The sequence below is a fragment of the Vibrio sp. PBL-C16 genome (genome assembly GCF_034321865.1).
Classification (GTDB): domain Bacteria; phylum Pseudomonadota; class Gammaproteobacteria; order Enterobacterales; family Vibrionaceae; genus Vibrio; species Vibrio alginolyticus.
This window is the reverse complement of sequence record NZ_JAXLNY010000002.1, coordinates 536,211-550,696: the sequence shown is the minus strand read 5'-3', so window position 1 is coordinate 550,696 and position 14,486 is coordinate 536,211. Positions and strand designations below refer to the sequence as shown.

The following is a 14,486-nucleotide window of genomic DNA, read 5'->3' as shown; positions in this document are numbered from 1 at the left end:
TTTAGGGAACTAAAATTTAGGGATCAGGTTAGCTTTGGAAATGTTACTTAGAGCAAACTCTTCTTGCTGACCGTCTACAGTAATTGTCACTGTTTCGCCATCAACACCGTGGATAATACCTTTCCACTTACGACGGTTTGCTACAGCCATTTTCAATACGATGCTGACCTCGTGACCAATAAATTGCTCGTAATGTGCTGCTTTAAAAAGTGGTCTTTCTAAACCTGGAGAAGACACTTCTAGGCTGTAAGCAACAGAAATTGGATCTTCAACGTCTAAAACTGCACTAACTTGGTGGCTAACTTCTGCACAGTCGTCTACGTTAATACCATTTTCATGGTCAATGTAGATACGTAACGTTGAGTGCGCGCCTGCACGAATGAATTCTAATCCAACTAACTCATAACCTGATGCCGCTACTGGCGCGTCAAGCATTTCAGTAAGTTGTCTTTCTAAACCAGTCATTTAACCACTCCAGAAACAAAAAAAGGGCTCAGAGCCCAATCAAAAAACCAAGCAGTATCTGAGCTATTTCAAAAAGCTCAGATAACAAAAAACCCCGATAGTCGGGGTTTTATGCTGCTGGACCCTGATACGTTAAGAATAGCCAACAATTGCTTTTCTTAACTCGTAGTGTGGTTAGCACTACGCAAACTTGCCAATCTACGATTTCCTTTTAAAGAAAGAGATTGGTTGCGGGGGCCGGATTTGAACCGACGACCTTCGGGTTATGAGCCCGACGAGCTACCAAGCTGCTCCACCCCGCGTCCGACTTGCTGAGCATTATACTCGCAAACAAGTGATTTACAAGTTTGTAAATACATGGTGCCGAGAGAGGGACTCGAACCCTCACACCTAAGGCACTAGCACCTCATGCTAGCGTGTCTACCAATTTCACCATCTCGGCATCAAAACCTTACAGCTTATTGAGGAATTTCATCACCCGCAGGGGCAGGAACTTCACTCGCTGCATCCTTAACTTGTTCGACAACTGGTTGACCTAACGTTGGGTCTACCCATTGTGATTCAGTCTGGTGCGTAGACATACGACCAAGTAACAAGCTAACGATAAAGAATACGGTTGCTAAAATAGCAGTTGTTCGGGTTAAGAAATTACCTGAGCCGCCAGCACCAAACACTGTGTTTGAAGCACCAGCACCGAACGAGGCTCCCATATCTGCGCCTTTACCTTGTTGAATCAACACAAGGCCAATCACACCAAGCGCTGCCAACAGGTAAATCACAAGTAGAACTGAAAACATTTTTTCCACCTATGTTCCAAATTGTTGAGCCAGCGCCGTTCAAAAGAACAAATCATAATGAACAAGGCTAGCGACCTCCTAACGGGAGGCGGAGCAATACTAGCGAAAGCCAGTAACGCTGACAAGGGAAAATTAGTAAAAAATCAATGCCAATGCGTTAAGCGCTCAAAAAAAGGGCAAAAGATGCCCTTTTCATTCAAGACATGCTTTAACGCAATGATTAACAACTTGCTTTAACAGCCTCAGCGATTTTCAATGCTGAGTGTTGAACTAGTTCACCATCTTCGCCTTCCACCATAACGCGGATCAAAGGCTCAGTGCCAGACTTACGCAGCAGTACACGCCCTTTATCACCAAGTGTCGCCTCTACTTCAGCGACAGCGTTTAATACAGCTGTAGCTTCAAGAGGGTTACTTTCTCCTGAGAAACGGACATTTTCTAAAACCTGAGGATATAATGTCATTCCTTGCGATAGTTCATATAAAGACATATCGCTGCCAATTACAGAAGCAAGTACTTGAAGTGCAGCAACAATCGCATCGCCGGTTGTGACTTTATCTAATAAGATCACATGGCCTGAGTTTTCAGCACCAATTTTCCAACCTTTTTCTAGCAGTTGCTCCATGACATAACGGTCACCAACAGCAGCACGTACAAACGGAATGCCTAGCTGCTTTAAACCATTTTCCATACCCAAGTTAGTCATTAGTGTACCAACAACACCACCCTTTAGCTCACCACGACGAAGTGCATCACGAGCGATGATATAAGCAATTTGGTCACCATCAACTTTGTTACCTAGGTGGTCGACCATAATGATGCGGTCACCATCACCATCAAATGCGAGACCAAGATGCGCTTGCTCTTCAACAACACGCTGTTGAAGAGCTCGTACGTCTGTTGCGCCCACTTTTTCATTAATGTTGATGCCGTTAGGCTCTACGCCCATAGCGATAACTTCTGCCCCAAGTTCTTTGAAAACATTTGGAGCGATGTGGTACGTTGCACCGTGCGCACAGTCTACTACGATCTTAAAGTTCGCAAGGCTCAACTCAGATGGGAAAGTACTCTTACAGAATTCGATGTAACGACCAGCTGCATCATTTAGGCGGGTTGCTTTACCAAGCTCAGCAGACTCCACACATTCAATTTCTTTATCTAACTCAGCTTCGATCGCCAATTCGATATCGTCAGGTAGCTTAGTACCCTCAGAAGAAAAGAATTTAATGCCGTTGTCGTAATATGGGTTATGTGATGCAGAAATCACAATACCAGCCTCGGCACGGAAAGTCTGAGTTAAATATGCCACAGCTGGAGTTGGCATGGGACCAGTAAATGTTGCTTTAAGTCCCGCAGCTGCAAGGCCAGCCTCTAGTGCAGATTCAAGCATATAACCTGAAATACGTGTATCTTTACCTATGATAACTTTCTTTGTGCCTTGTTTCGCTAGTACACGACCAGCAGCCCAGCCAAGCTTAAGTACGAAGTCTGGAGTGATTGGGTATTGTCCTACTTTACCGCGCACACCGTCAGTACCAAAGTAACGTCTTTCATTCGACATAAACTTTCCTTTATTATTTTTAAATATTGTTTTTCGTCATCTCAACAACTTTCATTGCTTCGATTGTCTCTTCAAAGTCATGCACGCGAATGATCTGCGCGCCTTTCATCGCGGCAATCGTAGCACAAACAACACTTGCGTTCGTACACTCTGCTGCTGGCTTGTCTAACAGTTTGAAGATCATGGATTTACGAGACATGCCAGCCAAAATAGGCAGGCCGAATTCATGAAACTTTTCAAGATGAGCAAGCATATGATAATTGTGTTCGATTGTTTTGCCAAAGCCAAACCCAGGATCGAGAATCAGTTGAGATTTATCAATCCCTGCAGCTTCACACGCCGCGATACGTTCTTCTAGAAAAGCCGACACGTCCCCCATTAAATCATCATAATGAGGGTCAACTTGCATGGTCCTAGGTTGACCTTTCATATGCATCAGACAAATTGGAAGGTTTGCTTCTGCTGCGACTTCCAGAGCGCCTGGCTCTTGCAGCGAACGGATGTCATTGATCAAATCAGCCCCAGCATCAATTGCTTGACGCATCACTTCTGCTTTACTGGTGTCAACGGAAATCCACACATCATACTTTTCACGAATGGCTTTGATTACTGGGACAACACGCCTAAGCTCTTCTTCCAAAGACACATCCGGTGCACCAGGCCTTGTCGATTCACCACCAACATCAACAATACTTACACCAGCCTTTATCATTTTATCAACTTGAGCAAGAGCAAGTTCAATTGAGTTGTATTTACCGCCATCCGAAAAGGAATCCGGTGTCACATTTAGAATGGCCATGACATGTGGACGCGAAAGGTCCAAAGATTTGTTATTTGCTGTAATCATCATCATAAACACAAAAACCCCGAGATAACTCGGGGTTTAATATTATCGATACTCTTTATTCAGAGTCTTTCTTTTCAGGCGCTTCGTTAGAAGTTGTTTCAGAAGAGCTAGGCTGTTCTACATCTTTCGCAGTCTCCGTTGCTTCTTCTTTAACTTCTTGCTTTGCTTGAGGCTTGTCGCTGTCTTCTGGTTTGCTTGCTGAGTTATCACTCCAGCCCGCAGGCTCACGAATTTCAGCTTTGCGCTCCATTAAGTCATCAATCTGGCGAGCATCAATGGTTTCATACTTCATCAGCGCATCTTTCATCGCATGCATGATATCCATGTTCTCTTGAAGAATCTTCTTCGCACGATCGTAGTTGCGGTCAATGATCTGACGAACTTCGTCATCAATCAACTTCGCTGTATCGTCAGACACATGTTTAGTCTGAGTTACACTACGCCCTAAGAACACTTCGCCTTCATCTTCTGCATACAGCAGAGGGCCAAGCTTTTCAGAGAAACCCCATTGAGTAACCATCTTACGAGCAATATCTGTTGCGCGCTCGATATCATTAGAAGCACCGGTTGATACTTTGTCAGCACCGTAGATAAGTTCTTCTGCTAAACGACCACCGTACAAGCTAGAAATCATTGACTCTAGGTGTTGGCGAGACATACTCACGCGGTCCTGCTCTGGAAGGTACATTGTTACACCCAACGCACGACCACGTGGAATGATAGACACTTTGTACACTGGATCGTGTTCAGGAACCAAGCGACCAACAATCGCGTGACCCGCTTCGTGGTATGCTGTTGACTCTTTCACTTCCTCAGACATCACCATTGAACGGCGCTCAGCACCCATCATGATTTTGTCTTTCGCCAGTTCAAACTCAACCATAGAAACGTTGCGCTTGTTACCGCGCGCAGCAAACAGTGCAGCTTCGTTAACTAAGTTTGCTAGGTCAGCACCAGAGAAGCCTGGAGTACCACGTGCGATGAGAGAAGGCTCTACATCACCCGCTAGAGGGACCTTACGCATGTGAACTTTTAGGATCTGTTCACGGCCACGTACATCTGGAAGACCAACTACCACTTGACGGTCAAAACGACCAGGACGCAGTAGCGCAGGGTCTAGCACGTCCGGACGGTTAGTCGCAGCGATAACGATAATACCTTCGTTACCTTCGAAACCATCCATCTCAACGAGCATTTGGTTTAGTGTTTGTTCACGTTCATCATGACCACCACCAACACCTGCGCCACGTTGACGACCTACCGCATCGATCTCATCGATAAAGATGATACAAGGTGCAGCTTTCTTTGCTTGTTCAAACATGTCACGCACACGAGATGCACCAACACCAACGAACATTTCTACGAAATCAGAACCAGAGATAGTAAAGAATGGTACTTTCGCCTCACCGGCAATGGCTTTCGCTAGAAGCGTTTTACCCGTACCAGGAGGACCAACCATTAGAACACCCGTTGGAATCTTACCGCCCAGTTTTTGGAAGCGGCTTGGATCGCGTAGGTAGTCCACCAGTTCTTTCACGTCTTCTTTTGCTTCGTCACAACCAGCAACGTCAGCAAAAGTTGTCTTGATTTGTTCTTCGCTCATCATTCGAGCTTTACTCTTACCAAAAGACATGGCGCCTTTACCACCGCCGCCTTGCATTTGACGCATGAAGAAAATCCATACACCAATTAGTAAGATCATTGGGAACCAAGAGATGAAGATAGTACCAAGCAAGCTTTGCTCTTCTGGAGGCGTGCCTTGTACTTTCACGTTTTGGTTAATTAGGTCATCTAGAAGCTTTTGGTCATACACTGGCATGTAAGTGACCATTTTGGCACCGCCGCCACGACGAACAAAGCTAATTTCACCGTCTTTAAAAGTTGCTTCTTGAATCTGGCCTTGGCCAACTTCCTGTACAAACGTGGTGTAATCCACGGTTCTGCCATTGCTTTCTCCAGGGCCAAAGCTCTGGAATACCGACATCAATACGACGGCGATAACAAGCCACAGAATTAAATTTTTTGCCATGTCACTCAAGGTGTAAGCCTCTCGATAACTAATTGTAATTAAAGGTAGGGTACTACAGTTCATTAACTGTAGCTATAGTGTTAACACGCTCTCAAGAGAGCAAAATGGTTAACCTTTGTAACCAGTGGCTACGACGAAGACCTCTCGAGAGCGAGCTCGCGATGAGTCTGGTTTTCTAATTTTTACGGCTTTAAACATGTCTCGGACTTCTTTCACATACTGATCGAAGCCTTCCCCTTGGAAAACCTTTACGACAAAGCTACCATTAGGCGCTAGAACTTGTCGACACATATCTAAAGCTAATTCAACTAAATACATAGCGCGAGGTTGATCAACAGAATTGTTTCCCGCGATGTTAGGCGCCATATCAGACATTACTACGTCTACCATGGAAGGTTGGATCCTTTCTAGCAAAGCTTCCAATACCGCATCATCACGAAAGTCGCCTTGTAAAAAGCTAACGCCAGCAATCGGGTCCATAGGAAGCAAGTCACACGCGATGATCTGACCACTGTCCCCTACTATCTTAGCAGCATATTGAGACCATCCGCCCGGCGCAGCCCCCAAGTCGACGACTGTCATTCCAGGCTTTAACAATTTATCTTTCGTTTGAATCTCATCGATCTTGAAATAAGCACGTGAGCGGTAGCCTTTTTTTCGGGCTTCATTCGCGTATTTATCATCAAAGTGTTCTTTCAACCAACGACCAGAACTAGCCGAATGTTTTTGTTTACTCATTTTAATCCCAACAAGGCACAAATTGGAGCTATTGTTTTAATAGGCGCTACCTATTACTCAATAAATTATAGTCTTCAGCAATAGATGGCGTTAAAATAGCTTTTTTCAACCCTTATTTTAAAGAAAATTGGCCGCGTAATGAACCTAAGCACCAAACAAAAGCAGCACCTTAAAGGCCTAGCTCACAGTTTAAAACCTGTTGTGCTAATGGGCGCAAATGGACTTACAGAAGCCGTGCTAGCAGAAATTGAAATCGCTCTTAACCATCACGAACTTATCAAAGTAAAAGTTGCTTCGGAAGATCGTGAAACAAAACAGCTAATCATCGACGCTATCGTACGTGAGACGGGCGCTGAAAAAGTTCAGACTATTGGTAAAGTGCTTGTGCTATACCGCCAGTCTGAAGAGCGTAAAATCGAAATCCCTCGTAAGTAACTCTACTTACGTTGCTGAAGAAAAAAGGTCGCCTGAGGCGACCTTTTTGCGTTTTATCAGAGTAGTAATGCTACTCCAAACGACTTAGATATATTCTACTCGGTCAATTTCGAAGTCTTTCGCGCCACCCGGAGTTTGAATAGCAACTTCATCGCCTTCCATCTTACCAATCAGGCCACGAGCAATAGGTGAGCTCACTGAAATGCGACCTGCTTTGATATCGGCTTCGTCATCACCAACGATTTGGTACGTTTTTTCTTCTTCGGTGTCGATATCAATCAAGGTTACGGTTGAACCAAAAATAACTTTACCCGTGTTCTCCATCTTCGTTACATCAATAACTTGAGCAACTGACAGTTTGTATTCAATGTCACGGATTTGTGCTTCACAAATGCCCTGCTCTTCACGAGCGGCGTGATATTCAGCATTCTCTTTTAAATCACCTAGCTCACGAGCTTCAGCAATTGCCTCTGAGATCTGAGGACGTAGTTTAAGTAGACGATCGAGTTCTGCACGTAGCTTTTGCTCGCCACGTAGTGTCATTGGAACTTTTTCCATTTTATAACCTCAAGCCCAAATGGGTCTTTGGACAAAAAAAGCCCACCCTGTCATAGGACTGGGTAGTGCGCTTAAAGATGTATTTCGTTTAGTGTAAACAAACTCCCGGACGAAATCATCTTAATTCGAAAGACAGCAAGACTATGCCTTTTCGGCATAATGATATAACTCACTTTTAGAGCGGTTCTAGGGCGAATCACCTTCTCAATTTATTGAAAAACAACACTGTTCATTACACCAAAAACCTCAAAAAAGATAAAAACTAATCAATGTCAGGCTAATGTCATTGCCAATAATTTCAATCAAAAACAGCAATTTAAATAAAAACAACGCACAATTGAACAGTGTTCATCAGTGGGATTTATATCATTTTACTAACTCATACGGAAACTTTAGCAGTAAAACATGTCCAGCGAGTTGTTAGATCAATGGCTTACAAGTGCGAACTATATCGCTCAATTAGCCAATTTTGGACCAACAACTTGTGAGAGATCACCTCTCCCCCATACAACAATGATTATGGACAGCTAACTAGGACAAATAAGATGAAAAAGACTCTAATTGCTCTTTCTGTATCTGCAGCAGCTATGGCAACTGGCGTAAACGCAGCTGAACTTTACAACCAAGACGGTACTTCTCTAGAAATGGGCGGCCGTGCTGAAGCACGTCTATCTGTGAAAGATGGCGACGCTCAAGACAAATCTCGCATCCGTCTAAACTTCCTTGGTAAACAAGAAATCAATGACAACCTATACGGTGTTGGTTTCTGGGAAGGTGAATTTGAGACTGCTCAAAACGGTACTGTAGACGGCGACGACAAGAGCGATCTAGAAACTCGTCTTGCTTACGCTGGTCTTGGCGGTGCTTACGGTGAGTTCGCATACGGTAAAACTGAAGGTGCACTAGGCGTTATCACTGACTTCACAGATATCATGGCTTACCACGGTAACTCTGCAGCAGACAAACTAGCTGTATCAGACCGTACAGACAACATGATGGCTTACAAAGGCCAGTTTGAAAACCTAAGCGTAAAAGCAAGCTACCGCTTCGCTGATCGTATGGAAAACAAAAACACTGGTGAGTACTACGACAACAAACAAGACGGTTACTCTCTATCTGCAATCTACGCTCTAGCTGACACTGGTCTTGAGCTAGGTGCTGGTTACGCAGATCAAGACAAAGCTAACGAGTACATGCTAGCTGCATCTTACACAATGTCTGATCTTTACTTCGCTGGTGTATTCACTGACGGCGAGAAAATGGAAGATTCAAACAACAGTAACACAGTTGATTACACTGGTTACGAGCTAGCGGGTGCTTACACTCTAGGCCAAACAGTATTTACAACATCATACAACAATGCAGAAACTAACAACGAAACTTCTGCAAACAACTTCGCTGTTGATGCTTCTTACTACTTCAAGCCTAACTTCCGTGGTTACATTTCTTACAACTTCAACCTGATTGATGCAGGTGACAAGTTTGGTTCAACTGACACTAGCAAAACAGTTGCAACTAAGATCGATGCTGAAGACGAGCTAGCTCTAGGTCTACGTTACGACTTCTAATTCCGGTCTTTGACTAGAATATCGAATGCCCGCTTTAAGCGGGCATTTTTTATACTTCATTTTAAGCAGCGCGCCTTTCTCTCGTGTCTCATTCATGAAGACATTTGAAGCATTTATTTAGTTACCTAGCATATTGAAAGGACTTGCGTATACTCAATCACATAACTCACCTTAGAAAGTATCATTATGCGTTTACGTTGGCCCTTGCTCATATTCTCTTCATTACTTTCTGCTTTTTCACAAGCGTACCCTCATCAAGAGGTGTTGCCTGAAGGCGCCCGCATCAGTTTAGTTGCGGAAAAACTCAGTGAAAATGCTGAGCTTGACGGTGTTCATCCTACCGAACAACTGTTCCCACCAGCGAGTACATTAAAAATCGTCACCGCATTAGCCGCAAAGCTAGAACTGGGTGATAATTTCCGGTTTCGAACCAAGCTGGAAACGTCGAACTCAGATGCAGTGATTTACTTTGTCGGCGACCCAACACTCCAAACCAACGACTTAAAATCACTTCTCACTCTAGCTAAGAAAAATGGCTTAAAACGGATTAACGGTGACCTATGGCTCGATAACAGCGCATTCACTGGTTATAACCGTGCGGTGGGCTGGCCGTGGGATATCTTGGGAGTTTGCTACAGCGCTCCGGCATCGACCATCACACTCAATAACAACTGTGTACAAGCCTCTATCTATACACAAAAAGATGGTGGAACGCGGGTCTACGTACCAGAGCATCAACCTATTCGTGTCACAAGTACCGTAGAAACAGTTTCTAAAACCATTAAGAAAAGTCGTCATTGTGACTTAGGTTTAGTTGCAAATCCCGATAACAACTACAAGCTAACAGGGTGCTTGGTTGAAAGAGACAAACCATTGCCACTGAAATTTGCGGTTCAAGACCCTGAGCGTTACACCAGTCAAAGGTTGGCGACTTTGCTCAAGGAGCTCAACATTGGGGTATCAGGAAAGATTAGGGTCGGTACGGCGCCAGAAAAGCAGCGAAAGCTCATCGCAATGCATCAATCAAAGGCCTTACCAGACATTCTTGAAGATATGCTCAAAAACTCTGACAACTTGATTGCCGACACATTAACCAAAACACTTGGTGCTAAATTTTTCGTTCAGCCAGGCAGTTTTACTAACGGTACAGAAGCGATCAAGCAGATCATTTTCGCCAACACTGGTATTGATATTCGTAATGCGCGCCTAGAAGACGGCTCAGGACTTTCGCGAAATAACCGGATCTCCGCGACCAAGATGGCTGAAATGCTGCGCTATATTTGGAAGCATGAAAACGAACTCAAATTGATTGCCATCATGCCGAAATCAGGTGAATCCGGCACATTAAAGTACCGACAAAGTATGCGAAAACTTCCAATTAAAGGACAGCTGATCGCGAAAAGTGGCTCTATCTACGGGACTTACAATATGGCTGGATATGGCTTGGATAAAAATGGTCAACCTAACACCATTTTTGTTCAGTTTGTTTCAGACTACTTCCCAGAAAAACGGGACGACAACACACCTGTCATCGCCCCGATTACACATTTTGAGCAGCTTTTTTACAATGACATTGTGAACTTTAGTCAGGCAATACCTAAGAAATAGTTCACCACGTTAAAGTAAATCCACATTCCTGAAATATCGACGATAGACGCAAGAACTGGACTCACCAATACGGCTGGGTCCAACTTGCAAGCTCGTGCAATAATTGGCAACAGCCCGCCCAATGTTGTAGAAATGGTGACTTGAATGAACAGCGCAACTGCTATTGCCAGTGCGATATCGGTTAGTTCAAAGCCTCCTGTTGATTGTCCTGCACTAAATAACATAATGCGTCCAATCATCACGATAGCGATCGCTAGCGCAATAAATAGAGCGACTCGGCTCTCTTTCCACAAAACTTCTAACCATTGGCGTTTTTTTAACTCTCCAGTAGCAAGAGCACGAATCACCAAAGTTGCTGCTTGTGTTCCTGTGTTACCACCAGCAGCTGCAATCACTGGCATGTACACTGCAAGTAAAACAAGCTGACTAAGGGTGTCCTCATACTGAGCGATGATCAAGCCTGACACTATCCCTAAAAGAGCCAGCGCAATGATCCATCCAATACGCTGTTTTACATGCCCTAAAACACTAGTTGATAAATAACCATCGGGTGTATCAACTTCAGACATATGCAGACCCAGTTGGTGAGCATAATGACGTGCGCGTTTGTCATGACCTGCTTGCTCAAGTTGAGCAATAAGACTATTCACATAGCCGACAGAGCAATGCTGTAAAATACCTACAGCCTCATCAATCGGCATAACCGTAAGCAAATGGACTTGTTGCTCTTGCTCGTACTGCAAGAATGCATTGCGAGCTGCACCAATTTCTACTTCAGAAAAGTTTGGTGTTGTTTCAATAAAAGTGTTGTTCATTACCGTCATGGCGAATCTCCCGATTGGCATTGGTAACGACCATCGACAAAGCATGAAAAGCCACTCTTGCACGCTAAAAGTCAGACAACAATTAAGATGCACAGAGAAAACCAATGCGAATGCACTGTCTATTCAGAATGTATGAAGGAAATAACGAGAAGAAAATTAGAAAAGATGCCTCACCACTTAGGTAAGGCGGAGATCGCCAATACCGAAGCGGGTTATTTCGCTCCCTTAATCTTACTCACCCAACGACTGGGAGGATGGTCGGTATTGTTCATGTAAATCTCCGATAGCGCTGCCATTATTGGCAGCGCAAGTATAGTAGCAAAGTTCATCAGGTATGGAAGTTTTACTTTGCCGTTTTTGCTAAATTTTCATACAAAAAAAGCGCCCTTCGGACGCTTTCATTTGCAGTCATTATGAATTACTGAATAGTAATACGAGCAAATTTACGTTTGCCTACTTGGAACACGTAAGTACCCGCTTCTGGAGCAAATTTGCTGTCCGCAATTTTTTCACCATCAATCTTCACAGCGCCCTGCTTGACCATGCGCATCGCATCTGACGATGATGGACATAAGCCTGCTTCTTTCAACAGATTACTCACTGGGCGACCTGCGTCAAAGTCAAACTCTGGCATTTCATCAGGAATTTGGTTCTTCGCAAAACGGTTTACGAATTCTTGCTCTGCTGCATCGGCATCGGCTTCACTGTGGAAACGAGCAATAATTTCTTTTGCTAGCAATACTTTGATGTCACGAGGGTTTTTGCCCGCTTCTACATCAGCTTTGAATTGAGCAATCTCTTCCAGAGGACGGAAAGAGAGCAGCTCGTAGTAGCTCCACATTAGGTCATCAGAAATAGACATGATTTTACCAAACATTTCGCTTGGCGCTTCGCTGATACCGATGTAGTTGTTTGCTGACTTAGACATCTTCTTCTCGCCATCAAGGCCCACTAGAAGCGGCATCATCAGTACAACCTGAGGTTTTTGACCGTGAGACTTTTGCAGTTCACGACCCATTAGAAGGTTGAACTTCTGGTCTGTACCACCTAATTCAACATCCGTTTCCATTGCTACTGAGTCCCAGCCTTGTAGAAGTGGGTACATGAACTCATGAATAGCAATTGGCTGACCACCCGCGTAACGCTTTTTAAAGTCGTCACGCTCTAGCATACGAGCAACGGTTTGGTTTGCCGCAAGGCGAATCATACCTTCTGCGCCCAGTTCAGACAGCCACTCAGAGTTAAACTGAATTTTAGTCTTTGCAGGATCGAGAATTTTGAACACTTGCTCTTTGTACGTTTCAGCGTTACGCAATACGTCTTCGCGACTTAGCGGCGGACGAGTTGTGTTTTTACCTGTTGGGTCACCAACCATTGCAGTGAAGTCACCGATTAGGAACGTCACTTCATGACCTAGTTCTTGGAACAAGCGAAGCTTATTGAAAATAACCGTATGGCCTAGGTGAATGTCAGGTGCTGTTGGATCAGCGCCCAATTTAATACGTAGAGGACGGTCTTCTTTTAGTTTTGCGATTAGCTCTTCTTCTGGAATCAGCTCTTCAACACCGCGCTTAATCTCGGCTAGTGCAGCTTCAATGCTCGCCATTCTTGTTCACTCCCACAGATTTGGCAAAAATATAATAGCTGAACATATTACTTGAATAGCGATGCATTTTGAAACACGTTAGACTAGGTAGTTGTCACTTTTTCCGTTTAATTTAGCAATCAAGTACCTCATGCATTCGATTTTTGTCCGACTTCCACTCTTGCACAAAGTATTGATCGGTTTTTTTAGTGCGCTGATTATCTTCGCGCTCTTCTTTTTACCTGATCCGCAAGACCTAGACCCGCAGCAGAGCCGATTAAAAGTTGGTCAACATTATCCTGTGCCAGTTTCCCTCGAACTCAGTGCACTAAATAGTTCATCGCCTGCGGTTCCTGCCGTGCTGCGCTGGGAAACATACAAAGTAAAAAATGGCGAGAGTGCTGCCATCTTATTTAGTCGCGTAGGGCTTTCTGCTCGTCTATTACATGAACTGGTGTCATCAGACAAAGAAGTGGAAAAACAGTTAACTCGGCTTCGACCTGGTGACCGATTGCAATTTGGTTTTGACGAAAATAACGACTTGGTGCAGCTAAGAAGAACACTAAGCGCGTTCGAGACTTTTCGTATCACATTAAAAGACGGCAAGTACGTTTCTGAAGTTGATAAAAAAGAAGTCGACTTCCAGTACAACTACGCTGAAGCCACCATCAAATCAAACTTTTGGAATGCAGGAATATCTTCTGGATTAAATGGTAACCAAATCATGGAACTGGCTGGCATATTTGGTTGGGACATCGACTTTGCTTTAGATATTCGTAAAAACGACAGCTTCCGAGTACTTTACCAAGAGGAAGTGGTAGAAGGTGAAGTAATCGGCCGTGGAAAAATCATTGCTGCGATCTTTAAAAACCAAGGCGATACCTTTACCGCAATATTGGATCAGAAAAGTGGCAAGTATTACGACGAAAATGGGCGTGCAATGAAAAAAGCATTCTTACGCGCGCCGTTGGACTTCCGTCGAGTTTCGTCTAATTTCAACCCACGCCGCTTACATCCAGTGACGGGACGCGTTCGTCCTCATAGAGGCACGGACTATGCGGCACCAGTGGGCACCCCGATTTGGGCGGCTGGTGATGGCGTTGTTCAAAAATCGTCTTACAACAAATTTAATGGTAACTACGTTTTCATTAAACATAGCAATACTTACATTACCAAGTACCTGCACTTAACCAAACGTACTGTACGAGCTGGTCAACGCGTTAAGCAAGGCCAAACCATTGGTACGCTTGGCGGAACTGGCCGTGTAACTGGCCCTCACCTGCACTATGAGTTCCTTGTGAATGGTGTCCATAAAAACCCGCGCACGGTGAATTTGCCACAATCTAAATCCCTGACAGGCAAAGCGAGACAAACTTTCATGGCAAACGCGAAAATTAGCATGGACAAGCTTGAACGCTACAGCAAACTGCTAGCAATGAAGTAAGCCAGGTATTGAAAAGGGCAGCGAAGC

Annotated in this window: 13 protein-coding genes and 2 tRNA genes; 4 read left to right on the top strand and 11 right to left on the bottom strand. The window is 44.3% G+C overall.

Translation table 11 applies throughout. From position 1 onward, the window contains the following. Positions 1-9: 9 nt before the first annotated feature. From rimP to rlmE, 8 genes are all read right to left on the bottom strand, one after another. The gene (gene rimP / locus UQW94_RS10820) at positions 10-465 is read right to left on the bottom strand and encodes a ribosome maturation factor RimP (RefSeq protein ID WP_005386424.1); all 456 of its coding nucleotides are present in this window, start codon (positions 463-465) and stop codon (positions 10-12) included. 225 nt (positions 466-690) lie between these two features. Beyond that, positions 691-767 (bottom strand) — tRNA-Met (locus UQW94_RS10815). Positions 768-823: 56 nt separating this feature from the next. Then, a tRNA-Leu gene (locus tag UQW94_RS10810) sits at positions 824-907 on the bottom strand. 16 nt (positions 908-923) lie between these two features. Then, positions 924-1,262, bottom strand: a complete 339-nt coding sequence (gene secG, locus UQW94_RS10805) for a preprotein translocase subunit SecG (RefSeq protein ID WP_005380080.1) — start codon at positions 1,260-1,262, stop codon at positions 924-926. 220 nt (positions 1,263-1,482) lie between these two features. Beyond that, positions 1,483-2,823 carry a phosphoglucosamine mutase gene (gene glmM, locus UQW94_RS10800; protein WP_005388992.1) on the bottom strand — a complete coding sequence of 447 codons (1,341 nt, stop codon included), beginning with the start codon at positions 2,821-2,823 and terminating at the stop codon, positions 1,483-1,485. 19 nt (positions 2,824-2,842) lie between these two features. Then, a complete protein-coding gene (gene folP, locus UQW94_RS10795; RefSeq protein ID WP_017820419.1) occupies positions 2,843-3,673 on the bottom strand; it encodes a dihydropteroate synthase in 831 nt (276 codons plus the stop codon). Between the two features lie 52 nt (positions 3,674-3,725). Next, on the bottom strand, positions 3,726-5,699 hold the full coding sequence (gene ftsH, locus UQW94_RS10790; RefSeq protein ID WP_031781272.1) for an ATP-dependent zinc metalloprotease FtsH: 1,974 nt from the start codon (positions 5,697-5,699) through the stop codon (positions 3,726-3,728). 108 nt (positions 5,700-5,807) lie between these two features. Next, a complete protein-coding gene (gene rlmE / locus UQW94_RS10785; RefSeq protein WP_005388985.1) occupies positions 5,808-6,437 on the bottom strand; it encodes a 23S rRNA (uridine(2552)-2'-O)-methyltransferase RlmE in 630 nt (209 codons plus the stop codon). Between the two features lie 138 nt (positions 6,438-6,575). On the opposite strand from rlmE, the gene yhbY reads away from it, so the two are divergent. Beyond that, entirely contained in the window at positions 6,576-6,872 is a 297-nt protein-coding gene (gene yhbY / locus UQW94_RS10780) for a ribosome assembly RNA-binding protein YhbY (protein ID WP_005380066.1), read from the top strand. Between the two features lie 84 nt (positions 6,873-6,956). On the opposite strand, the gene greA is transcribed toward yhbY, so the two are convergent. Continuing rightward, positions 6,957-7,430, bottom strand: a complete 474-nt coding sequence (greA, locus tag UQW94_RS10775) for a transcription elongation factor GreA (protein ID WP_005380065.1) — start codon at positions 7,428-7,430, stop codon at positions 6,957-6,959. Positions 7,431-7,975: 545 nt separating this feature from the next. Here greA and UQW94_RS10770 point away from each other — a divergent pair. Both UQW94_RS10770 and dacB read left to right on the top strand, forming a co-directional pair. Beyond that, on the top strand, positions 7,976-8,998 hold the full coding sequence (locus tag UQW94_RS10770; protein WP_322142233.1) for a porin: 1,023 nt from the start codon (positions 7,976-7,978) through the stop codon (positions 8,996-8,998). Between the two features lie 186 nt (positions 8,999-9,184). Next, complete coding sequence (dacB, locus tag UQW94_RS10765) at positions 9,185-10,606, top strand: serine-type D-Ala-D-Ala carboxypeptidase (protein WP_017820417.1); 1,422 nt, start codon at positions 9,185-9,187, stop codon at positions 10,604-10,606. Here dacB and UQW94_RS10760 read toward each other — a convergent pair. Next, positions 10,585-11,430: a magnesium transporter gene (locus tag UQW94_RS10760; protein WP_005380062.1), complete on the bottom strand. Its 846-nt coding sequence runs from the start codon at positions 11,428-11,430 to the stop codon at positions 10,585-10,587. The genes dacB and UQW94_RS10760 overlap by 22 nt on opposite strands. Positions 11,431-11,848: 418 nt before the next feature. After that, the gene (gene tyrS / locus UQW94_RS10755) at positions 11,849-13,036 is read right to left on the bottom strand and encodes a tyrosine--tRNA ligase (RefSeq protein ID WP_017820416.1); all 1,188 of its coding nucleotides are present in this window, start codon (positions 13,034-13,036) and stop codon (positions 11,849-11,851) included. 130 nt (positions 13,037-13,166) lie between these two features. Here tyrS and UQW94_RS10750 point away from each other — a divergent pair, with 130 nt between their 5' ends. Then, the gene (locus tag UQW94_RS10750; protein WP_005386530.1) at positions 13,167-14,459 is read left to right on the top strand and encodes a peptidoglycan DD-metalloendopeptidase family protein; all 1,293 of its coding nucleotides are present in this window, start codon (positions 13,167-13,169) and stop codon (positions 14,457-14,459) included. Positions 14,460-14,486 lie beyond the last annotated feature (27 nt).